Raw genomic sequence first — 25,678 nt, 5'->3', positions numbered from 1 at the left:
CTTTTGATCCAGAAAGGAGGGGCCTGCTGCGCAGTCCATCGGGGATAAATCCCCTCGCCACAGAGGTATCACCGCGCTGGATAAGTTAGAGGAACATCCCGCCCGATGCCTCAACCCGCTGGCCGTTGATCCACTGCCCACCGTCCGACAACAGCAGCGCCAACGCCCCGCCAATGTCATCCGGCTGACCGGCCCGGCCCAGTGCTGTGTTGCTGGCAACCATCGCGTTCAATGCCGAATTGTCGCGCACCGCGCCGCCACCAAAGTCCGTCTCGATCGCCCCCGGCGCCAGAATGTTCACGCCGATCTGCCGCGCGCCCAGCTCCTTGGCCTGGTATCGGGTCAGCACTTCCATCGCACCCTTCATCGCTGCGTAGGCGCCGTAACCCGGCAGGCTGAAGCGGGTCAGGCCGCTGGAGATGTTGATGATCCGCCCGCCGTCGTTGATCAGCGGCAGCAGTTGCTGGGTCAGGAAAAACGGTCCTTTCAACTGAATGTTCATCAGCAGGTCGAACTGCTCTGGCGTGGTCTCGGCAAACAGTGCATGTACGCCAATCCCGGCATTGTTGATCAGGAAATCGAAGCGCTGACGATCAAACTGCTGCAACGCCTGCTCGACTCGCGCGGCGAAATCGGCGAAGCCTTCGCTGCGGCCGACATCCAGTTGCAGCATCACGGCTTTGCCGCCGAGTGCAGCGATTTCGCTCTCCAGCGCCTGCGCTTCATCGGCGCGGCTGTTGTAGGTGCCGATGATGTCGATGCCTTGCGCGGCGAGGTGCAGTGCGGCGTTCTTGCCCAGGCCACGACTGGCGCCGGTGATCAATGCGATTTTGCGGTTCATGGGACTTCCTCGGGTGCAGTGGAGTAGATGGATCAAAGTTTATTTATCCGCCCCGAGGTGATAAACAGGCTGAAAGCGGAATCACTGGTCGGTTAATCCGAACAATCAACAGGTGGCCCATGAACAAACTGGAACTGCTGCGCACCTTCGTTCGGGTCAGCGAGTTATCGAGTTTCACCCTCGCCGGAGAAAACCTTGGCCTGCCGCGCTCCACGGTGTCCGAACATGTGCAGGCACTGGAAGCCTTGCTCGGCACACGGCTGTTACAACGCACCACGCGCAAGGTGCAAGCGACGCAGGACGGGCTGGTGTTGTACGAGCGCAGCAAGGATTTGCTCTCGCACATGGACGAAATCGAAGGCTTGTTTCGTCAGGACGAGGCCTCACTGACCGGTCGCATTCGTGTCGATATGCCGAACATTCTCGCCCGGCGCGTGGTGATGCCACGGCTGCCGCAATTCATCGATCGCCATCCCAATCTGGAGATGGAAATCAGCAGCACCGACCGCCGCGTCGACCTGCTCAGCGAAGGTTTCGATTGCGTGCTGCGCGTCGGCGCGCAGCCGGACCAGTCAGTAGTGGCGCGGCATCTGTGCGACGTCAACATGATCAACTGCGCCAGCCCTGCTTACCTTGAACGCTATGGCGTGCCGCAGACGCTTGAGGATCTGGCGCAGCATCGGCTGGTGCATTACGTCGGTGTGTTGGGCTCGCGTTCGGAAGGGTTTGTCTATGAGGAGGCGGGGCAGACCCGCCGCGTGCCGATGGCCGGCAGTGTGACGGTCAACAGCACCGATGCTTATGAGTCGGCGTGTCTGGGCGGCTTCGGGATTGTGCAGGTGCCCAATACCGGCCTGCACTCATATCTGCAAACCGGCGAGTTGGTGGCGGTGCTGCCGCAGTTCAATGCGCCGGCGATGGGGGTTTCATTGTTGTATGCGCGGCAACGGCATTTGCCGCTGCGGGTGCGGGTGTTTATGGATTGGTTGGGCGATGTGATTCGCTCCGCTCTCTGATCGACAGCCGGAACACTGTGGGAGCGGGCTTGCCCGCGATGGTGCCGGCACATTCAGCATTGATGTAGCTGATACACCGCAATCGCGGGCAAGCCCGCTCCCACAGGGATTTTCCTTGTTCAGAAAATCTGGGTGAACAGCCAGTAGAGGCTGCCCGACAGCAGGATCGCCGCCGGCAAGGTCAGGACCCAAGCCATCAGCAAATTGCGGATGGTCTTCATCTGCAAGCCGCCCCCATTGGCGACCATGGTCCCGGCCACCCCCGAGGACAACACGTGCGTGGTCGACACCGGCAAGCCGAACATATCGGCGGCGCCAATGGTCAGCATTGCCACGGTTTCCGCCGATGCGCCCTGGGCGTAAGTCAGGTGGGTCTTGCCGATTTTTTCACCCACCGTCACCACAATCCGCTTCCAGCCGACCATGGTGCCCAACCCCAGCGCGATGGCCACGGCGATCTTCACCCACAGCGGAATAAACCGCGTGGCGTTGTCGATCTGTTGCTTGAACAGTTGCAGCTTGCTGCTGGTGTCAGCGTCGAAGTTGCCGACCTTGTTCTTGTCCATCAGGCGAATGCTTTCGCTGGCCAGGTACATGTCGTTGCGCACGTTGCCCATGGCCTCAGCCGGGACTTTCGCCAGCGAGCCGTAGCCTTTGACTTCTTCGCCGATGTGTCCGGTAAGGGCGGCGAGGGCGGGGATCAGCTGCGGCGTGGCTTCCTTGCTGCGCACGTAATCGGAGAGCACTGCACGGGGATCGGCCGGTGTGGGTAGCGGCGCACTGTTCACCAGCGCTTGCTGGGTGACTTGCGCGACGGCGGCGAACTGCAACGATTGCTCTTCTGGCATGGTGCGGTTCAAGGCGTAGGCCATCGGCAAAGTGCCGACCAGAATCAGCATGATCAGGCCCATGCCCTTCTGGCCATCATTGGAGCCGTGGGCGAAAGACACGCCGGTGCAGGTGAGGATCAGCAAACCGCGAATCCACCACGGCGGCGGGGTGTTGCCTTCCGGAGCTTTGTACAGCGAACGGTTCTTCACGAAGGCGCGCAGCGCCAGCAGCAACAGCGCCGCGCAACCGAAACCCACCAGTGGCGACAGCAGCAGGGCGTAACCGATCTTGGTTGCCTGCGCCCAGTCGACACCGCTGGTGCCGTCGCGTCCGTGCATCAAGGCATTGGCCACGCCGACGCCGATGATCGAGCCGATCAAGGTGTGCGAAGACGAGGCCGGCAAGCCCAGCCACCAGGTGCCGAGGTTCCACAGAATCGCGGCGATCAGCAGGGCGAAAATCATTGCGAAACCGGCCGACGAACCCACCTGCAGAATCAACTCCACCGGCAGCAAAGCGATGATGCCGAACGCCACCGCGCCGCTTGAGAGCAGCACCCCGAGAAAGTTGAAGAACCCCGACCAGACCACGGCCACATTCGGCGGCAACGAGTGGGTGTAAATCACCGTGGCGACGGCGTTGGCGGTGTCGTGGAAACCGTTGACGAACTCGAAGCCCAGCGCAATCAACAGCGCCACGCCGAGCAGCAGGAATGGCGTCCAGGTGGTGACCACCGTGCCGAGTTCGTGCATGTCGTGCATCAGGCTGTAGGCGGTGAACAGCATCCCCATCGCCAGCACGGCGAAAAAGATCACGTAGGTAAACGGGCCGGTTTTCTTGTCCAGAGCCGGCCTGCCGCTGGGGGCGGACGCCTGGCGGGTGGTCAGGGAGGGAGTAGCCATGAGCGGACAATCCTGAGCGAGGGAAGGAATGTCGCCCATGATCGTTGCTAAATATTACAGAGAGACTGCGGCAGATCAGTGTTTGGATGAATAGCCCTGCCGTCGGTCTACTGCTCGTTCCCACGCTCTGCGTGGGAATGCCGCCCGGGACGCTCCGCGTCCCTGTGACGCAGAGCGTCACTTGATGCATTCCCACGCAGAGCGTGGGAACGAGCGTGTGGAGACGTCAGTAATCGCCGCGTTTACGAAACGCCCAGCGCCCGGCAATCACCGTAAACGTCGCCACCAGCGCCACCAATATCCAGAACCCCTCCGGATCCTGCGACAACGGCACGCCGCCGACATTCATCCCGAAAAAACCGGCAATGATGTTGATCGGCAGCGCCAGCACCGTCACTACGGTCAGGGTGAACAGTGTGCGGTTGCTCTGTTCGTTGAGGTTGGCGGCGATCTCTTCCTGCAGCAGTTTGATCCGCTCGCCGAGCGCGGTGAGGTCGTTGATGATCAGTGCGAACTCCTCGGTGGATTTGCGCAGCTCCTTGACGTCCTCCTTCTGCAACCACGGCGGCGGACGATTGAGCAGGCGCAGCAACGAGCCCGGCTCCAGCGCCAACAGCCGTTGCAAGCGCACCAGCACCCGGCGGTTGGCGCCGAGTTCGGCGCGATTGGTCGACAGCCGCGAGGAGAGCAATTCGTCCTCGACCTGATCGACGCTCATGCTGGTTTTGCGCACGATCTGCGTCAGCACTTCGCCCTGATCGCGCAGCAGGTGCACGAGCAGTTCCGACGGCGAACGAAAGCGCTCGCCGGCCTTCACCGACGAGCGCAGTTTGTCCACCGAGTGCAACGGTTGCAGGCGCGCGCTGACAATCAACTTGCTGCGCACGCAGACCCACAGCGTCGAGACGTCCGAGGAAACCATGCTGCTGAGGTTGAACACCACGTCGTTGACCACCGCCAGCAATGCCGAATCGACATGCTCGATGCGCGTCGAACGCGAGCCTTCGTGCAGCGCCTCGAAAAATTCTTCGGGCAGTTGCAGATGACTTTTCATCCAGCGCTCACAAGCAGCGTGCGCCAGGTTCAGGTGCAGCCAGAGGAATTCACCGCTGTCGCTGTCGTCCTGCAAACAACGCAGAGCCGTCGCCGAATCGACTTCGCGGCCACGCTCACCGGGCAGGAAACGAAAACCGTAGAGCAAGCCAAACAGGTCAGGATCGCGATGGCTGGTATCGAGGCTGTGGTTCATGAAGGCTCGCTGCGAAGAGGGCGCGTCGATCGCGGGAATGGCAGGTTCACTGAGCCGGATCATCGCAAGCGCACATGACACTTGTGTGACTGAAAAATGACGTCAGATCAATGTCTTACCGGTGGTCGGATTTTCTTCAAGAAGCGCTCTGGCACGCCGATCACGCTTAGGTTACGTTGCGCGCGCTTGGCCATCAGCCAAGGCTCGCCGACATGGATGTCCGGCAAAATCCCACGCCTCACCGGGCGTGCCTCATCCCTGTCCTGAGTATCTTGCGATGCTGCAAAAATCCCTGAGAGCGCAAATTCTCGCCCTGCTGAGCGGCAGCCTGCTGGCGATGCTGTTGATCGCGCTGGCCTGTTTCCATTTCCTGTCCAACGGCGTGCAGAGCTACAGTCAGTTGATCGCTGGCCCGTTGCACACCTCGCAACTTATCGACGAGGCCAACCTGCAATTCAAGGTGCAGGTACAGGAATGGAAAAACGTGCTGCTGCGCGGCAAGCAACCGGCAGACCTGGCCAAGTATTGGGGCCAGTTCGAAGACCGTCAGCGCGATGTGCAGAACATCCTTGGTGAACTGGCCAGCCAGAAGGGCATCGAGCCGAGCCTGAAAAACCGCATCGAGCGTTTGCGCGAAGAGCATCGCCAGCTAGGCAGCGCCTACCAGAAGGGCCGCGATGCCTACGTCGCTGCCGGTGGCGATCCAACGGCGGGCGACACCGCCGTCAAAGGCGTGGACCGTGCGGCCAGCGATCAGATGAGCGAACTGGTCAGCGAACTGCGCAAACAGGGCACCGAACAGTCGGCGCAGATCAGTGCCGAGGCCGATCGCACCGTATGGCTCGGGTTGTTGGTAATGCTTGCTTCGGGCCTGCTGATTGGCCTGCTGAGCCTGTGGCTGGTCAACCGCAACCTGGTCGAACCGATCCGCAAACTGATTGACTACGTCACTCAACTGAGCCGCGGCAAACTCGCCGAACGCGTGGTCAGCGACCGTCAGGATGAACTCGGCAACCTCGCCGCAGCCGCCAACACCCTGCGTGATTTCCTCGCCGACACCTTCGCCCGTTTGCAGCGCAGCGCCAGTGATCTGGACAGCGCCAGCGGCGAGTTGAATGCGATCGCCACGACCATGGCCGGCGGCACCAACGAGCAGTTCAACCGCACCGATCAAGTGGCCACGGCGATGAACGAAATGTCCGCCACCGCCCAGGAAGTCGCACGTCACGCCGCCGACGCAGCGCGGGCCGCCGACGATGCCGACCAGTCCGCCCAACAGGGTGAAAAGGTCATGCAGAGCACCATCCACAGCATCACCCAGATGCGCGGCGAAATCGCCAACACCGCCACGGTGATCCGTCGTCTGGAAGCGGACAGCGGGCGCATCGGCAAGGTGCTGGAAGTGATTCGCGGCATTGCCGAGCAGACTAATCTGCTGGCGCTCAACGCGGCGATTGAAGCGGCGCGGGCGGGTGAGGCCGGGCGTGGTTTTGCCGTGGTCGCTGACGAAGTGCGCAATCTGGCGCAGCGTACCGCGGAGTCGATCATCGAGATCAATCAGATCATCCAGAGCGTGCAGACCGGCGCGGTGGACGCGGCCCAAGCCATCGACAGCGGCCAGACCCGCAGCGACGAAAGCGTCGAGCAAGTGACTCAGGCGGGTGCGATGCTTGAGCGCATCACCCATGCCGTGGAGGCGATTCGCGACATGAACCGTCAGATCGCGACGGCGGCAGAAGAACAGACGTCGGTGGCCGAAGATATTTCGCGCAACCTGACCGAAATCACTTCGATCGCCAGCACCAACCTCGACAACGTCCAGCGCACCGAAAGCGCCAGCCAGAACCTGCATGGTCTGTCCGGGCAACTGAATGAGGTTACTGCGCGCCTCAGCGCCTGACGCGATTGAATGTGTACCGGTTCGGATACCGAGTCGGTACACAGTCGATCTCAAGTTGAGCTGACCACCGACGATGACCGGTTATTCATAACCGGCATTGGAGCCTTCCCATGGTCAGCATCACCTCCGTTTCGATCACTCAACCCGTCGCTACCTCGGCCAGCAAAGCCGCAGTCAGCGACACCAGTGAAGAAAACTCCACCAGCGCAGTCGCCAGCACTGGCGCCGCCAGCGATGCACCGAAAGCGGCGGGCGGCGCTGCGCCTTCTGGCGATAGCAGTTCCAGCAGCAGCGATGAATCGGACACGGTGAAAGAACTGCGCAAGCAGATTGCCGAACTGCAGAAGCAATTGCAGGAACAGCAGCAAGCGTTGCAAGCGGCGCAGGCGAAACAGGAAAGCGCGGATGCCAAGGCGACTGAAGTGGCGGCGGCTCAGGCGCAAATCACTGCCACTTCCGCCTCCCTGTCCACCGCAACAGCCTCATTGTTGCAGGCGTTGCAGGATTCCGATTCAAGCACCTCGGGTTCGCTGGTCAGCACCTCGGTGTGATGCCGTTTCCCCTCACCCTGGCCCTCTCCCAAGGGAGAGGGGACTGACCGCGGTGACTATTCGAGCTACGCCGACCTGAAATTTCAAGTCAAACTCAGGCTTTGAAAAGCCCCCGATTAGCTCCCTTTCCCCCTCGCCCCCTTGGGGGAGAGGGCTGGGGTGAGGGGGAGAAAATGTCACTGACAACACATCAATCGAGCCAGACACCAGACATAAAAAAGCCGCACGATCTTTCAATCGTGCGGCTTTTGTCTTTGCATCAAATCAAGTGTCTTGCTTGTTGCTCAGCACCTTGCCGGTGGTGGCGTCGAAGTCGACGTCGAACTCTTTGCCATCAGCGGTTTTCAATTCAACTTCGTACTCATACCCGTTGAAGTGGTTATCCAGATCGGTGTCGGTGATGGTCGCACCCGGATGCAGTTTCAGCGCTTCGGCGTTCATCGACTCCAGCGACTTGATCTTGCCGGACTTGACCAACTCAGGGATCTGATCGACACGGACGTCAGCCTGGGCCAGGCCAGCGGTGAGGGTCAGGGCAGCGGCGGTAAACAGGGCAGTCAAAGTTTTCATCGGTTCAATCCTTTAGTGTTTGTCTGAGCGGGTGTGCTGTTTCAGTGAGTTCAGATTAACCAGCGCAACTTAACTCACCCTTAAAACCGCCCGTTCGATTGCGTCGTTTGTTCAATTACCCCACGCCGGGAGATTTCATGCTGTGCCTTCGATCAATGGAGGTGCACATGAAACGTTTGATGGCCGGGTTGTACGCACCGTTGTTCTGGGGCGGCTTTATCGGACTGGGTGTGTGGCTGGCAGAGGTCTCGACACTGTGGTTGTTGCCGCTGTTTATTGCCGCGCTGGCGGTGTCGTTCATGGCCGAGTGGGCGCTGCCTTACGAGGTGTACTGGAATCGTGCGGCCGGTGATCGCCGGCGCGACATCCTCCATGCGCTGGTCAACGAAGCGTTGAGTGCCTTGGGGTTGCTTGCACTACCGGGACTGGTCGTCGTGCTGGCGATTGACGGTGTGTGGCCAAGGGGCTGGCCGTTGTGGTTGCAACTGGGGCTGGCGATTGTCATTGCCGATGCCGGTATCAGCCTGATGCATTACGCCAGTCATCGCGTGTCGTGGCTGTGGCGATTACATGCCGTGCATCACAGTGTTGAACGTTTATATGGCTTCAACGGTTTGATGAAGCATCCGTTGCATCAACTGCTCGAAGCCTCGGCGGGGCTGTTGCCGTTGCTGGTGCTGGGCATTCCGTTGCAGGTCGCGACGCTCTTGGCATTCGCCATCGCGATCCAACTGTTGTTGCAACATTCGAATGTCGATATGCGCCTCGGCTTTCTGCGCTGGATCTTCGCCTGGGCACCACTGCATCGTTTCCATCACATGAAGTACGGGCGAGCCGGCGACGTTAATTTCGGGCTGTTCTTCACCGTGTGGGACTGGCTGCTGGGCACCGGTTTCTACACTGAGGATTACCGCATTGGCCAGGGCGATCTGGGGATTGGCAGCCGCCCGGATTTCCCTCGCGACTATGTGGCGCAATTGCTCGATCCGTTTGGAACGGTGACGTCGAGTCGCGAACCGCAAGTGCCCGATGCGCTGCGCCGCTGACTCAGTCGAGCAGTGTCAGGTCGATGTGTTGCAAGGACTGGCGCGCGGTGACGCCGAAGAGTTTTTTCAGGCTGCGTGAGAAGTGTGCCGAATCGGCGAAACCTGCGTTGTGTGCAGCGGATGTCACCGACTCGCCCGCCAGAATCGAGGCCATCGCCCTGCGCAGACGCCGCCACAACACCAGCCTGCGCACCGGCAAACCGACCTGACTGACCAACAGTCGCTGCAACTGGCTCAGGGATAAATTCGCCGTATCGGCCACGGCGCGGGCGGCGACTTTATCGGTCAGTGAAGCGTCCAGCGCCGCTAGCGCACGTTCGATGCGCGGGTCACTCAGCGAACGACGCGGGCATTGGCGTATCGCCAGATCAAGCGCAGGCAACGTCAGTTCGGCGTTAAACAACGCCTCACGCAACGTGGGCGCAGCAAACAGCAACGGTTCGGCATAAACGGTAAACAGCGGGTCCGGCGCTTCAACAATCGCATGGCGCACGTTTGAGGCAATCAACAGCTGCGAGACGCTGAGGGTTTCGCCATCGAGCAACACCGTTACGGGGCGCTCGGGGGCAAGAATAATCTGGTGGGCATAGTGGGAATGGGGCGCCGTGCGCCCCGACACTCCGTGGATCAGGCCATAGTCGTGCCCCAGCCAGAGGCGGCCTGTCCACTCGGTGTGTGTGGTCACTCAGAAACCGTTGTTCTTCAACACCTGATCGACACTGGCAGCGGCCGGGCGTTTATAGAACTTCAACAGTTCGCTGGCGCGGTTGGTGAAAATGCCGTCCACGCCTGCAGCCATGACTTTCTCGAAGTCCACTGGCTCATCGACGGTGTAAACGTGCACCAGCAGGCCCTGATCGTGGGTGTACTTGTTCATCCACGGTTGCACCAGATCCGAATAGCTCTGATCGCCGCCCTTGGTCAGCTTCGCCGAAGGACCGGTGCCGATTGCACCTTGGGCCTTGGCGTAATCCACCCATTGCTTGAATTCAGCTTCGGACTTCGGTTCCTGTTTACCGTAGAAAACGTTCTTGTCCTTCTCGCCGGACTCGGCAAAGGTCACCTTGGATTTCGGCTCGATGCTGCCTTCGCCGACCCATAGCAGTAGAATCTTCGGCACTTGCGGCATTTCCTTTTGCAGCAGTTCGAGGCTGTTTTTCTCGAAGGTTTGCAGGATCACCTTGCCTTTGCCCTGACCGACACCCAGCGCACTTTTCGCCAGTTTCGAACCGGCCGGGCTCAGCCAGCCGCGGTCCTGAAGTTTCTCTTTCAGGTCTTTCTCGATGCCTGGGAACAGTTGCGGCTCTTTGGTCTCGATGTACAGGCCCGGCTTATGCTGCGGATTGGCCTGGGCGATGTCGATGATTTCATCGAGGGTCAGAATTTTCAGCCCGGCGTAGGACGGGCGTGCGCGATCCGGGTAGGACTTGTTGTACCAGCTACCGGCGTCGAGGGTTTTCAGTTCGGCCATGGTGAAGGCTGTGGCCGGGCTGTCCTTGCGCTCGGGGAACTTGGTCGCGACGTCGGTGGTGCGCTGCAGGTTGTTGTCGTGCAGGGCGAACAACACGCCATCCTTGCTGCGTTGCAGGTCCATTTCCAGATAATCGGCACCCAGGTCGCGCGCCAGTTTGTAGGAAGCGGCGGTGGATTCCGGAGCATCGAACGACGCGCCACGGTGGGCGATGACCGCCGGGTGCGGAATGCCGTGGGCGGCGGCCAGCGCATCGACATCGGCGGCATGGGCCTGACCGAGACCGAGCAGCAGGCTCAGCATGAGGGCGCTTTTGGTGAAAGTGGCGGGCATGTTCGAGTTCCTTTCGCAGGGCATTTTCAAAGACGTACCTTTTAACAACTGAATCAATTGCGTGCTATCGCCAGACCGACATAAACGTATTAAAAGCGATTTTTCCTGCACTTTTGTGGCGCCGTTTGCAGTACGCTTGCCCACGGCAGACGTCCCGGCAGAGGGCGCGCCTACCGTTTCGCCCTGCGTGTAAACCATCGATCAACATTTCGTGAGGTTTACCATGCGCATCACCTCCCAACTCATCTGCCAGGCAGCCGACGACCTCAAGGGCTTTGTCGGCCTCAACCGCAAGACCGGTCAATACATCGTGCGCTTCAGCGAAGATTCGTTCGGCATGGACGTGGCGGATGACGGCATCATTGCGACCAGTGAATTTGTCTGGGCGCGGGTATCGGAAACGACCATGACCCTTAAACGTGAGCTTATTCAGTTGCTGCTGGATCAGAATATCGATGACCGTATCAACATCACCGAGCCGTTGCGGGTTTACATGAGCAAGGTTGAAGTGCCGGAGATTGTCGCGGTGCGCAGTCTGGTGCGGGGCTGAAGGTTTTTGCGGTGAAGCTTCTGGCCCCTTCGCTGGCAAGCCAGCTCCCACAGGTACAGCGTGACCTTCAGAGCCACGCAATACCTTGTGGGAGCTGGCTTGCCAGCGATGAGGCCATTGATTACCCAGAAAGCTCACTGCCCAAACCGATACTCCCGCTCAACCCGACACACCCGCGTCTGAAACGCCGAGTACCAGACCGCCCGCCCACGCTCCTGAATTACCCGATGCTCGGGATGGTTGCGCCACGCCAGAATCGCCGACTCACTGTCCCAGTACGAAATCGTGATCCCGACCCCATCGGCCCCGCGAATCGAGTCGATGCCGAGAAATCCCGGCTGTTCGCTGACCAGTTCCATCATGCGCTCGGACGCCTCGGCGTAACCGTTGTCGCCCTCGGTGCGGGTCGAGGTGAAGATCACCGCAAAACATTCTGGTTTCATCGACTTTGCTCCGTGCAGGCTTCGATAAACGCTCGCACCAGTGGCGGCATCTGGCCCTTGAGCGCTGCGCGTTCCGGTTGGAACAGCGTGGCGACAAAGAACGGGTGGTTTGCGAGTTCGATCGCCCGCAAGTCGCCCGCCGAATCGTGCCCCACGGCTTGTAGCTGATTGTTTAACAGATCACGCTCGAACTGCGGATTCACACCGAAGCGGCAGCGATAGCCTTCACGAATCTCGGACGTTTCGTACGCCTTGGCGATCAACGAACCGCGCAGCAGATGAATGCTGTCCACGGCTTCCTCCAGCGAACAGGTCAGTGGCGTGAGCACGGCTCTTGCGGAATCGGGCGCGGTTTCGCCGTGTTCGGCATCGGCCCAGCCCAGCACATTGCGGGAAAATTCCAGAACGGCATGCTGAAAACCGCCGCAGGTGCCGAGGAAAGGACGCTGTTGTTCGCGGGCAAAACGGATCGCCCGCAGCGCGCCGTCTTCGCTTTTATATGGGCTGGCGGGGACGCACCAGAAACCGTCGAAGTCTTGCAGCGCGGTGTTGGCGTCGATTTGGTTAGTGGCCAGCCAGCGGAAAGTCAGTGGACGGTCGAGGTGTTCTGCGACCTGCCCGAGTGCCATGGGAATGGCCTGGTGGGCGGTGACTTGCGGGTCGTAATCGCCGATCAGGGCGATGGAAATGGCGTCCATGGGATTTCCTTTTCTAAACTCGGTGAGTTGAAACTTATCTGTGGTGAGGGGATTTAGCGAAACGTCGCACCGCCTCCGATCGGCTGCGAAGCTGTCGTTGCTCTTGAAATTATGGGGCCGCTTCGCAGCCCATCGGGGATAAATCCCCTCGCCACAGATTTTGGGTTTGGCTCAGAGAGAACATGATTGTCGGTTGTTGGTGACCACTATAGATTGGCGCTCACGCACTCAACATTGGCGTTTCCCCAAGTGATCAATGCAGCGACGCACTATCGGCTCGACTACCCGGATCTGGCGCTGATCCTCGCGCTGGTGCGCGGTGGCTCGCTGGCCCGCGCTTCGCAACTTTTAAAAGTAGACGTGTCGACCGTGTTCCGCGCCGTGCGCCGTCTCGAAGCCGCCCTCGGTCAACAATTGTTCGAAAAAAGCCGTGCCGGTTACTTACCGACGACGCTGGCGCAGGCGCTCGCCGAGCAGGCCGAACGCGCCGAACAAGCCCTCGAAGCTGCGCGGATCGGTGTGGAGCAGGGCGGTGAAGTGGTCAGCGGCACGGTGCGCCTGACCTGCACCGACTCGGTGTTGCAAGGTTTGCTGCTGCCGGCGCTGGCGCAGTTCATGCCCAACTACCCGGCGCTGACCATCGAGTTGAGCACCTCCAACGATTTCGCCAATCTTAGCCGTCGTGACGCCGACATCGCCCTGCGCCTGACACGCACACCGCCGGAGCATCTGGTCGGACGGCAATTGGCGAAGATTTCCTACCGGGTCTGCGCCAGCGAACGCTATTTACAGCACGTCGACGCGTCAGATCTGGCCGCGCTGACCTGGATCGCCCCGGACGACTTTCTGCCCGATCACCCGACCATCGCCTGGCGTCGCCAGCAGTTGCCCGGTGTGACGCCGGGTTATCGCTGCAACAGCATGCTTTCAGTCACGGAACTGGTGCGGGCCGGCCTCGGAGTTGCGGCGTTGCCGGATTTTCTGATCACCGACGGTTTGCGGGCCTTGAGCGAACCCTTGCATGGTTACGACACCGCGCTGTGGCTACTGACACGCCCGGATTGCCGGGCATTGCGTTCGGTGGTCACGCTGTTCGATGAACTCGGGCGGGCGCTGCGTCTGCCCTGATCAGCGTTGCGGGTTCTGACACACATGCGCGTGCAGCTCGCGCGTCAGGCCTTCGATGCGTTCGGTCAGGCTCTTGGTCATCTCGGTGAGGCGCGTGTTCTGCTCCAGCAACTCGAGCAATTGCGCGGAGTTTTTCGCAGCCTCCGCCTGGCGTTCGGTGTTGGCTTGCGCCAGTGCTTCGCGGTGTTGCGCATCGGCGTCCGATTGCGCCTTGTCGCGTGCAGCCTGACGGGTTTGTGCCAGCAAAATCAGCGGCGCGGCGTAGGCCGATTGCAGGCTGAACGCCAGATTCAACAGAATGAAGGGATAAACGTCGAATGTGGTCACGCCAAATACGTTGAGGCTGACCCACAACACCACGATCAGGGTTTGCGCACCGAGAAACATCGGCGTGCCGAAGAACCGCGCGAACGCCTCGGCACGCAGGGCGAAGTTGTCGTTGCCGAAGGTGGTGGCCAAATGGGCGTGCGGGCGATGGAAGCGCAGGTGATCGACAGGGGCGGGTGTTTCGGTTTTCTCGGAATTCATGGCGCTCTCGGCAGGGCATTGGGACATCGCGTCACTATAGCCCTGCGCGCGTCGCCGAGTGACTCAACGCCACGCTGATGGTGTTACGGCCGGTATGTTTGGCGGTGTACAGCGCCTTGTCGGCGTCATCCAGCCAGGCAATCGCATCACTGTAGTTCGGCTGAAACCGAGCCAGACCGATACTCAGGCTGACGCGCATTTCCGGCACATCCGGATGGCGGTATTGATCCAGTGCCTGACGCAGTTGCTCCATCAAAGACTCTGCTTTGTTCAGCGGCAGATCCGGCAGAATCACGCAGAACTCATCACCGCCGTAGCGCCCGGCCAGTTCACCCGAATCGAGCAGACGTTTAAGTTCGCGGCTCAATTGCTGCAGCACCGCATCACCGACGATATGGCCGTAGCTGTCATTGATCAGCTTGAAATGGTCGATATCAATCAGCGCCAGAATCGCTTGCGTATTGTGCTGACGGCATTGCTGAAACTTCAGGTGCAGCAGGTCTTTCCAGGCACCATGATTGAGCAATCCGGTCAGGCTGTCGGTGCGGCTCAGGGCGCTCAACGTGCGTTTGTGTTGGGCCAGTTTGATTGCCAATTGGTAACAGACCATGCCCACGGCCAGCGGATATAGCGTGAGCATCGGCAAGCAGGCCCAGACCTGGGTTTGCGTCATCATCGGGTTGAACTTGAAGCCGAAGATCAATCCACCGAGCAGCATGCCCGCGACTTGAGTGATGGCACCCAAGACAAACAGACGTCGACCACCGGCAGCGACGTTGTTCATGGTCATCATTGACAGGATGGTCACGGCGGTCAGCGGATTGAACTGACAACACGCGGCCCAGAAACCGCCGCACAGCGAGTCATACAACAGGTTGCGGCGTTCGGCCTGATAGGGGAATGCCGAACGGGTCGATACTTGAAACGCCAGATGCGGCCAGATAAACCCGTTGAACACCAACAGTAGCCACAGCCAGGTCGGCATGTTCAGCGGATACAGTGCCGCGCCGACGCTGAAAAAACCAACACCGAGACCGATGGCCCGTGGCAGATAGATGCGTCTGGCGAATGACAAGCCTTTGCCGCGTTGGTTTTCCATGATGTCCTGCGCGCAATTCATCCTGAAATACTTTGCAGTATCTTTTTCAGGTTGACCGTCCGTCGGTCGATTGTCGGACATTGTCATTTATTCCAGCGGGAATAATCAGTGTCCTTCCGAGCCATTTAATCGATGAAACGCGCAAGACAGGGCCGTTTTAGAGCTGATAGCGCGCCAGAAACATCTCCAGCGCCGATTCTGCCACCGCATTCTGCATCTCGGCATCCAGCGGTGGCTGACCCAGCGACATCTGCGGCCAGAACCCAAAGGTCTTGAGCAACCCCTGCACCTGATGCGCGGCAAATTGCGGATCGACCGGTTTCAACCGGCCATCGGCCTGCGCGGCGCGAATCCACACGGTCAGTGCTTCCTCGCGTTCGCCCATACGCTCGACCATGTTTTGCGCACGCTCCGGAGAATGAATCGTCGCCGCGATTGCCACCCGCGCCAGGGTCAGAAAGTTTTCATCCGCCATCATCTGCACCTTGGCCAGCAGCATCTGCCGCAACTGATCGCGCAGTGGCTGTTCAGGGTCATAGGTGACCGACTGTTCCGCGCTGATCCGCGTCCACAATTGATTGAGAATTTCGGCGAACAGCTCTTCCTTGCTGGGGAAATGGTTGTACACCGTGCGCTTCGACACCCCGGCGGTGGCCGCGATCTTGTCCATGCTGGTGATCTCGAAACCGTTGGCACGAAATTCGGCAATCGCCGCCTGAATGATCGCTTCGCGTTTACGGTCGGTGAGTCGCTGTGGAGCTGTCATAAGTACGCTTCGGCAGGTCAATAATGAAATTACACTTGGCAGTTTACTTGTCGGCAGCTTTGATGCAACCTAGAAACTACACCGACCAGTGTAATGTTGCGTTAATCCTCGCAACCTAAAAAACAGAAAGTTCGGCTGATGCGTGCGTGCCTTGGCCATTTATCGTCCCACCGTGAAACACCGCGAATTGCGCGGTTTTTCTGGAGTCATTCAGTCATGGCCAATCCAGTTTCCCTCCCGGATAAAATTTCCACGCCTGAAGCCTCTCGACAGGATCAAGGGCTGTTCCGCAATCATGCGCCGGTACAACGCGAAGGCCTGCGCAAGATGCTGCGCATCATGTGGAACATGATCTTCCACAAACCGCGCAACACCCGGCCTGCCGCGCCGATTCCGGTACAACCGCTGACCCGCGAAGACCTGCTCGCGGCACCAAACCACAGCGTCTATCGCCTCGGTCACTCGACCTTGCTGCTGAAGATGCAGGATAAATTCTGGATCACCGACCCGGTCTTCGCCGAGCGCGCCTCGCCGGTGCAATGGGCCGGCCCGAAACGCTTTCACCAGCCACCGATCAGCATCGACCAGTTGCCGCCGATCGAAGCGGTGATCCTGTCCCACAACCACTACGACCACCTCGATTACGAAGCCGTGCTCAGGCTGGCGGTCAAAACCAACCTGTTCCTGACGCCGCTGGGCGTCGGCGACACCTTGATCAAGTGGGGTATCGATGCCAACAAGGTCCGCCAGTTCGACTGGTGGCAGGGCACCGAAGTCGCCGGCATTCGCTTCATCGCCACGCCGTCGCAGCACTTCTCCGGCCGTGGTCTGTTCGACGGCAACAGCACGCTGTGGGCCTCCTGGGTGATGATCGACGGCGACACCCGGATCTTCTTCAGCGGCGACAGCGGCTACTTCGACGGCTTCAAGCGCATCGGCGAACAGTACGGCCCGTTCGACCTGACCCTGATGGAAACCGGCGCCTACAACGTCGAATGGCCGCACGTGCACATGCAACCCGAACAAACCCTGCAAGCCCACCTCGACCTCAAGGGCCGCTGGCTGTTTCCGATCCACAACGGCACGTTTGATCTGGCGATGCATGCCTGGCATGAACCGTTTGACCGAATCCTTGCGCTGGCCTGGGAGCGCAGCGTTTCGATCACCACGCCGCAAATGGGTGAAGCGTTCAACATCGCTCAACCACAACGCGGGGATGCGTGGTGGTTGGGAGTTGAGGGGGAGAGTGGGGCGGTGGTGCAGAACGCCTGATTTGTTGCAGCCGGTTCGCTCCTAAGGGGGTGAACCGGTTATCTCGGAGATCTTCTCCAGGTAATCAGCCATTGCATGAACGGGTTCATCCCGGAACTGTCCACGAAGAATTTCCTGAAGCTTTTCCAGCGATAACTCCAGTTTTTCAGCTACCTCAGGTTCACTGACGTCAGAGGTCTCGATCAGCAAAGCCATTTTTGCTACGTAGCTGGATTTGGTCAGCATATCGTTAGCATTCTCAAGACCCAGATCTTGGTAAACGTTACCGACGCTTTCTTCTATTTCACTCATGTCCTGTCCTTACTCAGCCATCGCATAATCCCCACGCCCCGCCGTTTCCGAAGCCATCGCGTTCAAACTCGCACTGCGTCCCGGCGCAAACCCGGGAAAGAACACCAATCCCCGCGATTCAAACCGATACGCCAGCGCCAGACGCGCCGCATCCGCCACCTCTTGCTGCGCTTCAAAGCGCTGGATGTCGTCCACCGAAACCTCAGCTTCCCGCGATAGCTGATCCACGCTCCAGCCCAGCATCGCTCGGGCCTGCACGCAGTGAGTCGGGGTGAACTGGAAAAGGGCAATGCGTTCGAGGATGTGGTTCATCGCAAGAGAGGCCATGGTGTGCTCCGGGCTCAAGAGTGCTGATTGAAAATGTACTGTGTTTTTGTACAGTTGTTTTCGGCCGGGATCAAACGCATTTTTTGATTTGCGCTAATTTGCCTCCTCCAACCAGACGGACGGTGGCTGGCCGAGAATGCGCCGGAACATCGTCGAGAACGCCGCCGGGCTTTCATAACCGAAGTCCAGCGCAATACGCGTCACCGCTTCACCCGCGGCCAGTCGCGCCAGCGCCTGCACCACACAGGCCTGTTGCCGCCATTGGCTGAAACTCAACCCGGTCTGCTGGCGAAACAGTCTGTTGAATGTGCGCAAGCTTATGTGTAACTGCTCGGCCCAGTGCTGTGGCGACTGATGGGCGTTCGGCTGATGCAGAAAGTTCTGACACAGCGTGAGGAGTTTTCCGTCAGATGGCAGCGGAATATGCAGCGGCAAAGGCGCACTGCGTTGCAGTTCATGCAGTAACAAATCGATCAATACACCATCGCGACCGCTCGGGTCATACGTCAGCGGCACCTCCACCGCCTCCATCAGCAAGTGCCGCAGCAACGGCGAGACATTGATCACCTGGCAGCGCTCCCCCAGATCCACGGCACCCGGTTCGATATACACACTGCGAGTGCTCACTCCCAGCATCAACACCTCATGCGCCACCCCCGGCGGAATCCACACCGCCCGCTGTGGCGGCACGATCCAGTTGCCATCATGGGTGCTGACCTGCATCACCCCGGTCGCGCCGTACAGCAATTGAGCCCGCCGATGCGTATGAAAGGGCAGCAAGTGACCGTGGGAATAATCCGTACCAATCGCCACCACCGGGCGTGGTGTGTCATCCAGCAGATTGATCGAAACATTGCGCATCGAGTGGCATCCGGCAGTTGGCGTAAACGCAAACATTATTGGCTGACTTGCTGAAGCAGGCCAAGCGCTGCCGCTCTATCGTAGACCGCTCTCAACCCTCGGACGACGCGCCATGTTCTATCTTCTGCTGACACTCTTCGGCTGCCTGACCGGCATCACCGCCGTGCTCTTTGGCTTCGGCGGCGGCTTCGTCGTCGTACCGCTGCTCTACCGCATGCTCACCGCCAGCCATGGCGCCAACGATTCCATCGGCCAATCGGCAATGCACATCGCTGTCGCCACCTCGACCTGCGTGATGATCGTCAATGCGCTCATCGCCACCGACAAACACCGCCGCGCCGGTAACCTGATCGGTCATTACCTGTGGCCGCTCGGCGGCTTCATCGGACTGGGCGCGGTTATCGGCGCGATAGCAGCCGTGTGGGTCAGCGGTGAAGTCATCCGCTATGCCTTCATCGCCTACCTAGGCGTGACCATCATCGACTGCTTGCTCAGACGCGGATTTCTCACACACACGGAAGGCGTCATCCCACGCCGACTTGGCAATACAGAAACGTCCGGCGGAGGTGTAGGCATCGGCGCCATCGCGACGTTTCTTGGTGTAGGAGGAAGCGTCATGACCGTGCCGCTGTTGCGTCGTTGCGGGCTGAGCATGTCCCAGGCAACGTCCATGGCCAATCCGCTCAGCGTACCGGTGGCAGTGGCCGGAACGTTGACGTACATGGCAATGGCCGGTTTCAGCGAGACAGACCTTGGAACATGGTTCGTCGGGTATGTGGACTTGCTGGCGTTTGCGGTGCTGACGCTCGGCTCGTTGTTGGGGATTCGACTGGCGACGCCGTGGATCGGACGGATACCGGATCAAGTGCATGCCCGGGTCTATATTGGGTTGCTGATTGTGGTGATGCTGAGTATGTGGACGTAATGAGTTGATGCTTTGTATCGTTGAGGCGTCAGACAACACATTCGAACGTTTCAAGAAAAAGTGCAGAGGGGAACCATTTCGATGGATTGAGAGTGACTGGAAGAAGTTCAAGGAACTGCGCAAGATTGCACTTGATCGATTTTGCCAAGGCGTTCTCGCCGACACCAAAACCATTACTCAGCACGGTGCTCTTTCGGCGCATTCCCGCTACGGCATGATTTACGGACTGATCAATGATCGGAATCGCGATATGGCTCGAATGTTCGATGGTCTCGCTCGATCCTCCGCGTCATGGAAATTGACCATGATGGTCTCGCATGACCTGCTGACTGACGCGGAGTTGTCGATATTGAGCGATGATGCCCGCAGGGCGTTTTCCGATATTGAGCGCCGACCCTACGAAATCGACTGGGTTGAAGAAACTGCTCATCACGACTGATTGATGCGACCCACACTTACTAGAGAACCGGGATGTTGATCTTCAATTGCACCGAAGCTGCCAGCAAATTCTTCAGCCGCATCCATAAAGGCAAAAAGATTACACCGGTGGACAACAAACCGCCGTCGCCAGCCATCGAAGATGACGAGGCCAGCCGTTCCGTAGAGCAGTGGCTAGTCCATGCGATCACTGTGCAACGTAAGCACGTTTTGTTTGTTATCCATGTGAAAACCCGTTACTGCATGGTCTTCGCCGATGCGAAAAAGGCTGACGCAGAAGGTTTCGTTGCCTGGTTTGCTGATCGTTGGCGTGAAGGATTGATCCACGATGCGATCAATCATGGCCTTATGGATTGGGTCGATGCCGGCATCATGCCGGAGCGCATGGACCAAGGTTGTCGCGAGTACAGCTTTTATCGGCGCAGCCATCGCAGCGCACAAAAACACATTGATGAAATCGCCTGGTATTTCCAGGGCAGTGCAGCTGAATGGGGCTGTTTACCACAGGGTGAACGTGCAGCCATTGGTTTCGATGCCGCGATGAATGACACGCCCAGAAGCAGCAAAGGTCAGAAAGATACCTACTGGCCGAATGTTGAAATGGTCGCTCATTGGTTACGGGAATATTGCGCTGTTGATGAGGCGGGTATCGAAAGAGCCTTGGAGCGGCGTCTGGCGGCGTGGCGAGAGATCGAAGCATTTCATTAAGCGCCAGGGTGCAGCCGAAATGTGCGGTTGCACTCGATTCTCCGCTTTAGCCTCGCCATAATCCGCGGCGTTTCTTTCGGGCGCCTGCTCGCTCACTCAAGGATGAATTGATGCATCGCGGATTGTTACGTTTCTCCGGCGTTTGTGTGCTCGCCGGTTTATTGCTCTCAAACCGGATATGGGCTGACAACAGCAAGCAGGTTTACACCGGCACATTGGGTAAAGCAGCGATTGTCCTGGAACTGGACACGCGCAATGGAGAAGGTCGTTACTTCTACAAAAAGTACCGCAGAGACCTTGCGCTCGACGGTAGCCGAGAGGGCGACGTACTGGAGATGGTTGAAGGCTCTTCAATGGACAGCGATTCGCGCCCGACCCTGCGATTGCAGCCCAGGCTCAACGGCTGGACCGGTGAATGGAATAGCCCGAGCGGTAAATCCCTCAAGGTCGAATTGCAACCCGCCACGATCCCCGACGTCCCCGACGGTGCATTGCCATACTTCGCCGAACTGCACGACAACTTCCCGTACGAATACCTGCGCCTGCAAGGTCTTCAACTTAAAAAGGGCAGCACCCAAACCTTCATGGGGTACACGCTGCAATGGTGGAGCGAGCCGACATCGGAGACATCGCTGTTTGAAGTGGTCTCGGGCTACTCCCCTGAAGAGCGTCAGCGCATCAATCAACAGTTGATGGGGCGTTTATGGGGCGAAGTCGTAGCGTATTTCAGTTGCTCGGGGAGCTACTCGCAATCCAGTCAGCCACTGTGGATTGCGCCCTCTGTGATGAGTGTGCGCATTTCGACTGAATATTATTGCGGCGGCGCGTACCCGAATCAGATCAATGAATCGCTCAACCTTGATATCAAAACAGGGAAATTACTGACACTTGAAGACGTTTTTTGGGTGGGCCAGGGCAAGCCATTGCATTACGAGTCTTACGAAGGATTTGTAGGGGCTTCTTCTGAGGACTATTACAATTACCGCTCCAAAGAATTCGCCCCTTGGCTCATCACGCAGTTATTAAAACGCTACCCCAAAGAAATGACGGTGACGGCTGAAGGTGAAAACGACTGCGGTTACAACGAGCCAGAACCCTGGCAATTTCCTTCGTGGTACTTCTCGGAAAAAGGCATCACTTTTACACCGTCGTACCCGCATGTCTCAGCGGTTTGCGGATACGTCGAGTGGGGTCTCCTGCCTTATGATCAAGTCAAACAGCACCCCGGCGGCGTCGCACTGCAATTGCCCTGAATCGATGTTTAAACAGAACCTCGATTCCTGAGTCCATCCCCGCCATAATCCGCCCCGGCGTTCAAACCCCGGCGCTGCCTCCGCCTCTTTCAAGGAACGATCAATGCTCAAGGGACTGCTGCGCCTGACGCCATACGCCGCTGCGCTGTTCACACTGATTTCCACTGCCCAGGCCGAAGATGGCCGGCAGGTATTCACCGGCACTCTGGGCAAGACACCCATCGTGGTGGAACTCAACACCACTCAACAGGATGAAGTGACCGGTCGTTACTTCTACGAGAAATATCATCGCGACTTGCCCCTGAGTGGCGCGCTACAGGGCAATACGCTGACCCTGACCGAAGGCAATAATCGCTACGGCGACGATAAACCACTGCCCACCCTGAAACTGGAAGAAACCGGTAATGGCTGGCAAGGCGAATGGCAAAGTCCGCAGGGTAAAAAGCTTTCGGTGAAACTGACCGAGGCCAAACTCCCTGCACCGCCCGCCAACGCTTTGCCGGTTATTGCCGCGCTGCCCAAGGGCGAAGCTTATGAATACTTGCGCCTGCAAGGACTCAAGCTCAAACCCACCAAGAAAGAAAATTTCATGGGCTACGACCTGCAATGGTGGACCGAGCCTGATTCGAAGATCTCCCTGTTCAGCGTGGAATCCGGTCTGCCGAAAGATGATCAGCAACGGGTTAACCAGCAATTACTGGGCAAACTGTGGCTTGAAGTGATCAGCTATCACAGCTGCCAACTTCAGGGTGGAGAAAACGTCGAGTTCATGCAGCAGGCAGAACCCAAGATGATTTCGCCAGCTGTCGTCAGCTTGAACATCTCCACCAGTTATTACTGTGGCGGCGCACATCCGGACTTCGGCGATGCTCCGCTTAACATCGACGTGAAAACCGGCCATCCACTGTCGCTGGAAGATGTGCTGTGGGTAGGTAAGGGCACGCCTATTCTGCATGCCGAGCGCGACAGCCTGGGCGACAAGCCTTTGAGTGAAGCGGAAAGTGGCGAGCGTTATCAGTATGAAAGCAAAGAGCTGGTGCCATGGATTATCAAGCAGTTCATCGCCCTGTACCCCGAGGAGATGAAGAAACCGACGCAAGAAGACGACTGCAACTTCCAGGAGGAAAGTATTTGGGGATCTTCACCTTGGTACTTCACCCCGAAGGGTTTGTACCTCGGCGCCTACTTCGCCCGCGTACAACGCTCTTGCGACAGACCCGACTGGTCAGTCTTGCCGTACTCAATCGTCAAACAACACCCCGGCGCCGTCAAACTGCAACTGCCCCAGGGCTAACCCTCACTCCAGACCCGGCGCTTCACGAATGATGAAGTGATCCAGGTTCTCGATATTGGCATTGAAGACCTCGAAAGGCTTTTCGGGGTTCTTCTTGCCAGGCACCTGCTTCAACTCCGGCGTCACCCCATAGAAGAAACAGAACAACGCCTTGTCGCTATCCGCCGCGTGCTTGATCTCCTCCAGAAACGCCTTGCGCTTGCGGTAGTTGTCGATCAGCTTCTTGTTCAGATAAACACTGACCGGATAAGGCTTCTTCTTACTGTCCTCGGGCTTCTTGAACCAGACCTTGTCCACGAAATCGATACGAAAACTGGCACTGTGGAAGTCCTCGATCTTCTTGATCCGCCCCCAGTAAATCAGCCCTTTGTTGTCCGTCAGATACTCGATCTTCTTGAAGAACGAACTGTACGGCGCCGAATGCTCGCCGACCTTCAACGGCATCCGCTTGAGCAACTCCTTGTCCGCGAAGTTCGAAACAAAACACTCCACCGGATGCGCAAACACACTGGTCTTGTCCGGCGCCGATTCACGACTCGCTGACTCTTTACCACTCACCGCCGCCACCCGCACCGGATCATCGCGCAACACATCCGCTTCTAACGCTGGCGCCGCAGGCTTACGCACATACTCACGCCGGGTGAGCAATAACTCCGATGGGAAATGTTCCTCACGACCGTCATCCACCTCGCCATCCGCCGTCTCAACACCCGATGCCGAAGCCTTCAAACTCAAATACGGACAACCCGCCACATGCTGCGTCGTGGGCAAATTCTTGAAGTGCGGCGTGCGCACGTAATTCACGTTCTTGGCGTTGAACGTGCCCAACTCGTTCGAGGCCTCGAACGCCGAACGACAGGCATCGTTGGGGCACTGGAAGTGCTCCTTCGCGGAATCAAACGCCACCGTCTCATCGAAATTGAGATCGCGAACGTCATAGATCGACAACTTGTCGTCGAGGCTGAGGCAGTAGGCGAGATCGAATTTCATGGTGGGGCTCGGATCCTTGAGGGGGGGAGGGGTATTAATAGCGGGAGGTGGCGCGGGTTACCAGTAACGGATCTCGCCACCCAGCATCAACATAACAGCCACAAAACCGAGATTGCCAAAAAGGAAAGGCAGAATCGTAATGACGATTTGAATCACAACCGCGATTTTAAAGCCGACGGACAGGCCATAACGATTCCAATAGATGACATGCAGCACCATGTTTAACGCATTTGCGACCCAGACTGCTCCAACGGCCATGATTTCGTTCTTTTGAGCGATACGTAAGGCCATAAGCAGTAGGCCGAAAAAGGCGATTAGAAATGAGGCGGTCAGTAGTCGGGATTGACCCGGGGTGGTCGAGTCCGTTGATGGTTGCTGCATGAGATGTTCGTCCATGTTAGTGGTCGAGATTTGTTCTCGATCCACAGTGAAGGCAGTCCGTAAAGTTTCGGGATGATGGTAAGTCTGTGAGTTGTTGCTGGAGCTGTTTGCGATTTCCCGCATTCACTCAGTCTCTGGGGCAAACTCGTCCTTGTGGCGAGGGGATTTATCCCCGATGGGCCGCGTAGCGGCCCCAAAAGCGGCATGAGCGATGATACAAATAGATCATCTTTCGCTTGCAGACTGATCCGTAGCCCACCCGGGATGAATCCCCTCGCCACAGTCGATATGTACACAGATTATTGCCGCTTCAAACGCTTCACCTTTTTATAAAGCGAGTCTGTGAATTCCTCACGGTCACTTGAATGATGGCAGCGTCGATGACAATTTGGACAGAGCGCAATTGTGTTGTTTTTGCGATCCTTGCCGTGATGTGCCAAGTGCTTAACGTGGTGAACCTCGAGATATGGCTTTCCATCCATTTCGAAAGGGCCTGGCTGATCACAGGCCTCACAAATGCCGTTAGCGTTATCTAGGATCCAGCCCTTGATCTTAGAGTTTCGAACGAAATATCGGGTAATCGTCACCCCTTGTTGAGGTGTCTCATCATCGTCTGGTTCACTTACAAAATCCTGTGTTTTGGCTTGCTTTACATATCGATTCTGAATGTCTCCCTCGGCGGAAGGAAGGTCATAACTCGGAGTCAAAAGACCTTTGGATTCTAAAATTTTGGTCAGCCGGGCGGCGATTCCTGAGCCAATGTTTACTTTTGGCTTGTAGTGAACAATCGTCTTCAGTCCTAACTCGTCAAACAGTGCTGAAAGGTTCTGAAGGCGATAGTCGATCGACTTGCTGTTGCGATTGGCAAGCGCACCGCTCTGGAGAAGCTTGTGCTCCGCAGACTTATTGAATTTTTCGTCGTTTGGATATCTCGCTTGAATAGAGAGGTAGGCATCGACAGAGGCCTCCAATTCGTCATTGGTCCAGCCTTTTTGTTCCTTTTTCGTATCCATACA

29 protein-coding genes are annotated in these 25,678 nt (G+C 58.1%); 12 read left to right on the top strand and 17 right to left on the bottom strand.

Features of this window, described 5'->3' with window-relative positions; translation table 11 throughout:
- Positions 1 to 85: 85 nt before the first annotated feature.
- Complete coding sequence (locus AC3WMT_RS13510) at positions 86 to 841, bottom strand: SDR family NAD(P)-dependent oxidoreductase (RefSeq protein ID WP_103304033.1); 756 nt, start codon at positions 839 to 841, stop codon at positions 86 to 88.
- 119 nt (positions 842 to 960) lie between these two features.
- Here AC3WMT_RS13510 and AC3WMT_RS13505 point away from each other — a divergent pair, with 119 nt between their 5' ends.
- On the top strand, positions 961 to 1,857 hold the full coding sequence (locus AC3WMT_RS13505; RefSeq protein WP_103304034.1) for a LysR family transcriptional regulator: 897 nt from the start codon (positions 961 to 963) through the stop codon (positions 1,855 to 1,857).
- A 119-nt stretch (positions 1,858 to 1,976) separates the two neighbouring features.
- On the opposite strand, the gene AC3WMT_RS13500 is transcribed toward AC3WMT_RS13505, so the two are convergent.
- Together AC3WMT_RS13500 and AC3WMT_RS13495 are read right to left on the bottom strand one after the other, a co-directional pair.
- A complete protein-coding gene (locus AC3WMT_RS13500; RefSeq protein ID WP_103304035.1) occupies positions 1,977 to 3,590 on the bottom strand; it encodes an inorganic phosphate transporter in 1,614 nt (537 codons plus the stop codon).
- A gap of 226 nt (positions 3,591 to 3,816) precedes the next feature.
- Positions 3,817 to 4,839, bottom strand: coding sequence for a transporter (locus tag AC3WMT_RS13495; protein ID WP_103304092.1), 1,023 nt, complete (start codon positions 4,837 to 4,839; stop codon positions 3,817 to 3,819).
- A 277-nt stretch (positions 4,840 to 5,116) separates the two neighbouring features.
- On the opposite strand from AC3WMT_RS13495, the gene AC3WMT_RS13490 reads away from it, so the two are divergent.
- On the top strand, positions 5,117 to 6,739 hold the full coding sequence (locus AC3WMT_RS13490; RefSeq protein WP_103304036.1) for a methyl-accepting chemotaxis protein: 1,623 nt from the start codon (positions 5,117 to 5,119) through the stop codon (positions 6,737 to 6,739).
- 110 nt (positions 6,740 to 6,849) lie between these two features.
- Positions 6,850 to 7,290, top strand: a complete 441-nt coding sequence (locus tag AC3WMT_RS13485) for a hypothetical protein (RefSeq protein WP_103304037.1) — start codon at positions 6,850 to 6,852, stop codon at positions 7,288 to 7,290.
- A gap of 264 nt (positions 7,291 to 7,554) precedes the next feature.
- Here the strand turns inward: AC3WMT_RS13485 and AC3WMT_RS13480 are convergent, their stop codons facing one another.
- A complete protein-coding gene (locus tag AC3WMT_RS13480; RefSeq protein WP_007917758.1) occupies positions 7,555 to 7,860 on the bottom strand; it encodes a PepSY domain-containing protein in 306 nt (101 codons plus the stop codon).
- A gap of 167 nt (positions 7,861 to 8,027) precedes the next feature.
- Between AC3WMT_RS13480 and AC3WMT_RS13475 the strand changes: the two genes are divergently transcribed.
- Positions 8,028 to 8,906 carry a sterol desaturase family protein gene (locus tag AC3WMT_RS13475; RefSeq protein ID WP_103304038.1) on the top strand — a complete coding sequence of 293 codons (879 nt, stop codon included), beginning with the start codon at positions 8,028 to 8,030 and terminating at the stop codon, positions 8,904 to 8,906.
- A 1-nt stretch (position 8,907) separates the two neighbouring features.
- Here AC3WMT_RS13475 and AC3WMT_RS13470 read toward each other — a convergent pair whose 3' ends face one another.
- On the bottom strand, positions 8,908 to 9,591 hold the full coding sequence (locus tag AC3WMT_RS13470) for a helix-turn-helix domain-containing protein (protein ID WP_103304039.1): 684 nt from the start codon (positions 9,589 to 9,591) through the stop codon (positions 8,908 to 8,910).
- Positions 9,592 to 10,710: a glycerophosphodiester phosphodiesterase gene (locus AC3WMT_RS13465; protein ID WP_103304040.1), complete on the bottom strand. Its 1,119-nt coding sequence runs from the start codon at positions 10,708 to 10,710 to the stop codon at positions 9,592 to 9,594.
- A 223-nt stretch (positions 10,711 to 10,933) separates the two neighbouring features.
- On the opposite strand from AC3WMT_RS13465, the gene AC3WMT_RS13460 reads away from it, so the two are divergent.
- On the top strand, positions 10,934 to 11,260 hold the full coding sequence (locus AC3WMT_RS13460) for a DUF2025 family protein (RefSeq protein ID WP_103304041.1): 327 nt from the start codon (positions 10,934 to 10,936) through the stop codon (positions 11,258 to 11,260).
- 134 nt (positions 11,261 to 11,394) lie between these two features.
- Here the strand turns inward: AC3WMT_RS13460 and AC3WMT_RS13455 are convergent, their stop codons facing one another.
- Positions 11,395 to 11,703 carry an antibiotic biosynthesis monooxygenase family protein gene (locus AC3WMT_RS13455; protein WP_103304042.1) on the bottom strand — a complete coding sequence of 103 codons (309 nt, stop codon included), beginning with the start codon at positions 11,701 to 11,703 and terminating at the stop codon, positions 11,395 to 11,397.
- Positions 11,700 to 12,401 carry a CTP synthase C-terminal region-related (seleno)protein gene (locus AC3WMT_RS13450; protein ID WP_103304043.1) on the bottom strand — a complete coding sequence of 234 codons (702 nt, stop codon included), beginning with the start codon at positions 12,399 to 12,401 and terminating at the stop codon, positions 11,700 to 11,702. The genes AC3WMT_RS13455 and AC3WMT_RS13450 overlap by 4 nt, the downstream gene beginning before the upstream one ends.
- Before the next feature lie 213 nt (positions 12,402 to 12,614).
- Between AC3WMT_RS13450 and AC3WMT_RS13445 the strand changes: the two genes are divergently transcribed.
- Complete coding sequence (locus AC3WMT_RS13445) at positions 12,615 to 13,529, top strand: LysR family transcriptional regulator (RefSeq protein ID WP_371919310.1); 915 nt, start codon at positions 12,615 to 12,617, stop codon at positions 13,527 to 13,529.
- On the opposite strand, the gene AC3WMT_RS13440 is transcribed toward AC3WMT_RS13445, so the two are convergent.
- The 3 genes from AC3WMT_RS13440 to AC3WMT_RS13430 form a co-directional block, all read right to left on the bottom strand.
- A complete protein-coding gene (locus AC3WMT_RS13440) occupies positions 13,530 to 14,057 on the bottom strand; it encodes a DUF1003 domain-containing protein (protein ID WP_103304045.1) in 528 nt (175 codons plus the stop codon).
- Between the two features lie 34 nt (positions 14,058 to 14,091).
- Positions 14,092 to 15,156, bottom strand: coding sequence for a diguanylate cyclase (locus AC3WMT_RS13435; protein WP_103304093.1), 1,065 nt, complete (start codon positions 15,154 to 15,156; stop codon positions 14,092 to 14,094).
- 157 nt (positions 15,157 to 15,313) lie between these two features.
- Complete coding sequence (locus AC3WMT_RS13430; protein ID WP_103304046.1) at positions 15,314 to 15,922, bottom strand: TetR/AcrR family transcriptional regulator; 609 nt, start codon at positions 15,920 to 15,922, stop codon at positions 15,314 to 15,316.
- A gap of 216 nt (positions 15,923 to 16,138) precedes the next feature.
- Between AC3WMT_RS13430 and AC3WMT_RS13425 the strand changes: the two genes are divergently transcribed.
- Complete coding sequence (locus tag AC3WMT_RS13425) at positions 16,139 to 17,194, top strand: MBL fold metallo-hydrolase (RefSeq protein WP_103304047.1); 1,056 nt, start codon at positions 16,139 to 16,141, stop codon at positions 17,192 to 17,194.
- A gap of 21 nt (positions 17,195 to 17,215) precedes the next feature.
- Here AC3WMT_RS13425 and AC3WMT_RS13420 read toward each other — a convergent pair whose 3' ends face one another.
- From AC3WMT_RS13420 to AC3WMT_RS13410, 3 genes are all read right to left on the bottom strand, one after another.
- The gene (locus tag AC3WMT_RS13420) at positions 17,216 to 17,485 is read right to left on the bottom strand and encodes an XRE family transcriptional regulator (protein ID WP_103304048.1); all 270 of its coding nucleotides are present in this window, start codon (positions 17,483 to 17,485) and stop codon (positions 17,216 to 17,218) included.
- 9 nt (positions 17,486 to 17,494) lie between these two features.
- Positions 17,495 to 17,812 (bottom strand): helix-turn-helix domain-containing protein, encoded by a 318-nt coding sequence (locus AC3WMT_RS13415; RefSeq protein ID WP_103304049.1) that lies wholly within the window; start codon positions 17,810 to 17,812, stop codon positions 17,495 to 17,497.
- A 93-nt stretch (positions 17,813 to 17,905) separates the two neighbouring features.
- Positions 17,906 to 18,673, bottom strand: a complete 768-nt coding sequence (locus AC3WMT_RS13410) for an AraC family transcriptional regulator (RefSeq protein WP_103304050.1) — start codon at positions 18,671 to 18,673, stop codon at positions 17,906 to 17,908.
- A gap of 112 nt (positions 18,674 to 18,785) precedes the next feature.
- Between AC3WMT_RS13410 and AC3WMT_RS13405 the strand changes: the two genes are divergently transcribed.
- The 5 genes from AC3WMT_RS13405 (at position 18,786) to AC3WMT_RS13385 (ending at position 23,291) form a co-directional block, all read left to right on the top strand.
- A complete protein-coding gene (locus tag AC3WMT_RS13405) occupies positions 18,786 to 19,598 on the top strand; it encodes a sulfite exporter TauE/SafE family protein (protein WP_103304051.1) in 813 nt (270 codons plus the stop codon).
- 7 nt (positions 19,599 to 19,605) lie between these two features.
- Entirely contained in the window at positions 19,606 to 20,037 is a 432-nt protein-coding gene (locus tag AC3WMT_RS13400) for a hypothetical protein (protein WP_256583538.1), read from the top strand.
- Between the two features lie 32 nt (positions 20,038 to 20,069).
- Entirely contained in the window at positions 20,070 to 20,744 is a 675-nt protein-coding gene (locus AC3WMT_RS13395) for a DUF6933 domain-containing protein (protein ID WP_103304052.1), read from the top strand.
- 110 nt (positions 20,745 to 20,854) lie between these two features.
- Positions 20,855 to 21,997, top strand: coding sequence for a hypothetical protein (locus AC3WMT_RS13390; protein ID WP_103304053.1), 1,143 nt, complete (start codon positions 20,855 to 20,857; stop codon positions 21,995 to 21,997).
- Between the two features lie 103 nt (positions 21,998 to 22,100).
- Positions 22,101 to 23,291 (top strand): hypothetical protein, encoded by a 1,191-nt coding sequence (locus tag AC3WMT_RS13385; protein ID WP_103304054.1) that lies wholly within the window; start codon positions 22,101 to 22,103, stop codon positions 23,289 to 23,291.
- 3 nt (positions 23,292 to 23,294) lie between these two features.
- Here AC3WMT_RS13385 and AC3WMT_RS13380 read toward each other — a convergent pair whose 3' ends face one another.
- The 3 genes from AC3WMT_RS13380 to AC3WMT_RS13370 all read right to left on the bottom strand — a co-directional run bounded on the left by AC3WMT_RS13380 (position 23,295) and on the right by AC3WMT_RS13370 (position 25,675).
- The gene (locus AC3WMT_RS13380; RefSeq protein WP_103304055.1) at positions 23,295 to 24,281 is read right to left on the bottom strand and encodes a hypothetical protein; all 987 of its coding nucleotides are present in this window, start codon (positions 24,279 to 24,281) and stop codon (positions 23,295 to 23,297) included.
- A 57-nt stretch (positions 24,282 to 24,338) separates the two neighbouring features.
- Complete coding sequence (locus AC3WMT_RS13375) at positions 24,339 to 24,677, bottom strand: hypothetical protein (RefSeq protein WP_256583539.1); 339 nt, start codon at positions 24,675 to 24,677, stop codon at positions 24,339 to 24,341.
- A 284-nt stretch (positions 24,678 to 24,961) separates the two neighbouring features.
- Positions 24,962 to 25,675, bottom strand: a complete 714-nt coding sequence (locus AC3WMT_RS13370; protein ID WP_103304056.1) for an HNH endonuclease — start codon at positions 25,673 to 25,675, stop codon at positions 24,962 to 24,964.
- Between the last annotated feature and the right edge of the window lie 3 nt (positions 25,676 to 25,678).

Source organism: Pseudomonas sp. FW305-7, from assembly GCF_058786735.1.
This window is presented reverse-complemented; position numbering and strand designations above follow the sequence as displayed.

Bases quoted from the DNA above. Each gene is read 5' to 3' on its own strand.
- AC3WMT_RS13510 (WP_103304033.1), bottom strand. From the start codon at position 841: ATGAACCGCAAAATCGCATTGATCACCGGCGCCAGTCGTGGCCTGGGC.
- AC3WMT_RS13505 (WP_103304034.1), top strand. From the start codon at position 961: ATGAACAAACTGGAACTGCTGCGCACCTTCGTTCGGGTCAGCGAGTTA.
- AC3WMT_RS13500 (WP_103304035.1), bottom strand. From the start codon at position 3,590: ATGGCTACTCCCTCCCTGACCACCCGCCAGGCGTCCGCCCCCAGCGGC.
- AC3WMT_RS13495 (WP_103304092.1), bottom strand. From the start codon at position 4,839: ATGAACCACAGCCTCGATACCAGCCATCGCGATCCTGACCTGTTTGGC.
- AC3WMT_RS13490 (WP_103304036.1), top strand. From the start codon at position 5,117: ATGCTGCAAAAATCCCTGAGAGCGCAAATTCTCGCCCTGCTGAGCGGC.
- AC3WMT_RS13485 (WP_103304037.1), top strand. From the start codon at position 6,850: ATGGTCAGCATCACCTCCGTTTCGATCACTCAACCCGTCGCTACCTCG.
- AC3WMT_RS13480 (WP_007917758.1), bottom strand. From the start codon at position 7,860: ATGAAAACTTTGACTGCCCTGTTTACCGCCGCTGCCCTGACCCTCACC.
- AC3WMT_RS13475 (WP_103304038.1), top strand. From the start codon at position 8,028: ATGAAACGTTTGATGGCCGGGTTGTACGCACCGTTGTTCTGGGGCGGC.
- AC3WMT_RS13465 (WP_103304040.1), bottom strand. From the start codon at position 10,710: ATGCCCGCCACTTTCACCAAAAGCGCCCTCATGCTGAGCCTGCTGCTC.
- AC3WMT_RS13460 (WP_103304041.1), top strand. From the start codon at position 10,934: ATGCGCATCACCTCCCAACTCATCTGCCAGGCAGCCGACGACCTCAAG.
- AC3WMT_RS13455 (WP_103304042.1), bottom strand. From the start codon at position 11,703: ATGAAACCAGAATGTTTTGCGGTGATCTTCACCTCGACCCGCACCGAG.
- AC3WMT_RS13450 (WP_103304043.1), bottom strand. From the start codon at position 12,401: ATGGACGCCATTTCCATCGCCCTGATCGGCGATTACGACCCGCAAGTC.
- AC3WMT_RS13440 (WP_103304045.1), bottom strand. From the start codon at position 14,057: ATGAATTCCGAGAAAACCGAAACACCCGCCCCTGTCGATCACCTGCGC.
- AC3WMT_RS13435 (WP_103304093.1), bottom strand. From the start codon at position 15,156: ATGGAAAACCAACGCGGCAAAGGCTTGTCATTCGCCAGACGCATCTAT.
- AC3WMT_RS13430 (WP_103304046.1), bottom strand. From the start codon at position 15,922: ATGACAGCTCCACAGCGACTCACCGACCGTAAACGCGAAGCGATCATT.
- AC3WMT_RS13425 (WP_103304047.1), top strand. From the start codon at position 16,139: ATGGCCAATCCAGTTTCCCTCCCGGATAAAATTTCCACGCCTGAAGCC.
- AC3WMT_RS13420 (WP_103304048.1), bottom strand. From the start codon at position 17,485: ATGAGTGAAATAGAAGAAAGCGTCGGTAACGTTTACCAAGATCTGGGT.
- AC3WMT_RS13415 (WP_103304049.1), bottom strand. From the start codon at position 17,812: ATGGCCTCTCTTGCGATGAACCACATCCTCGAACGCATTGCCCTTTTC.
- AC3WMT_RS13410 (WP_103304050.1), bottom strand. From the start codon at position 18,673: ATGCGCAATGTTTCGATCAATCTGCTGGATGACACACCACGCCCGGTG.
- AC3WMT_RS13405 (WP_103304051.1), top strand. From the start codon at position 18,786: ATGTTCTATCTTCTGCTGACACTCTTCGGCTGCCTGACCGGCATCACC.
- AC3WMT_RS13400 (WP_256583538.1), top strand. From the start codon at position 19,606: ATGCTTTGTATCGTTGAGGCGTCAGACAACACATTCGAACGTTTCAAG.
- AC3WMT_RS13395 (WP_103304052.1), top strand. From the start codon at position 20,070: ATGTTGATCTTCAATTGCACCGAAGCTGCCAGCAAATTCTTCAGCCGC.
- AC3WMT_RS13390 (WP_103304053.1), top strand. From the start codon at position 20,855: ATGCATCGCGGATTGTTACGTTTCTCCGGCGTTTGTGTGCTCGCCGGT.
- AC3WMT_RS13385 (WP_103304054.1), top strand. From the start codon at position 22,101: ATGCTCAAGGGACTGCTGCGCCTGACGCCATACGCCGCTGCGCTGTTC.
- AC3WMT_RS13380 (WP_103304055.1), bottom strand. From the start codon at position 24,281: ATGAAATTCGATCTCGCCTACTGCCTCAGCCTCGACGACAAGTTGTCG.
- AC3WMT_RS13375 (WP_256583539.1), bottom strand. From the start codon at position 24,677: ATGGACGAACATCTCATGCAGCAACCATCAACGGACTCGACCACCCCG.
- AC3WMT_RS13370 (WP_103304056.1), bottom strand. From the start codon at position 25,675: ATGGATACGAAAAAGGAACAAAAAGGCTGGACCAATGACGAATTGGAG.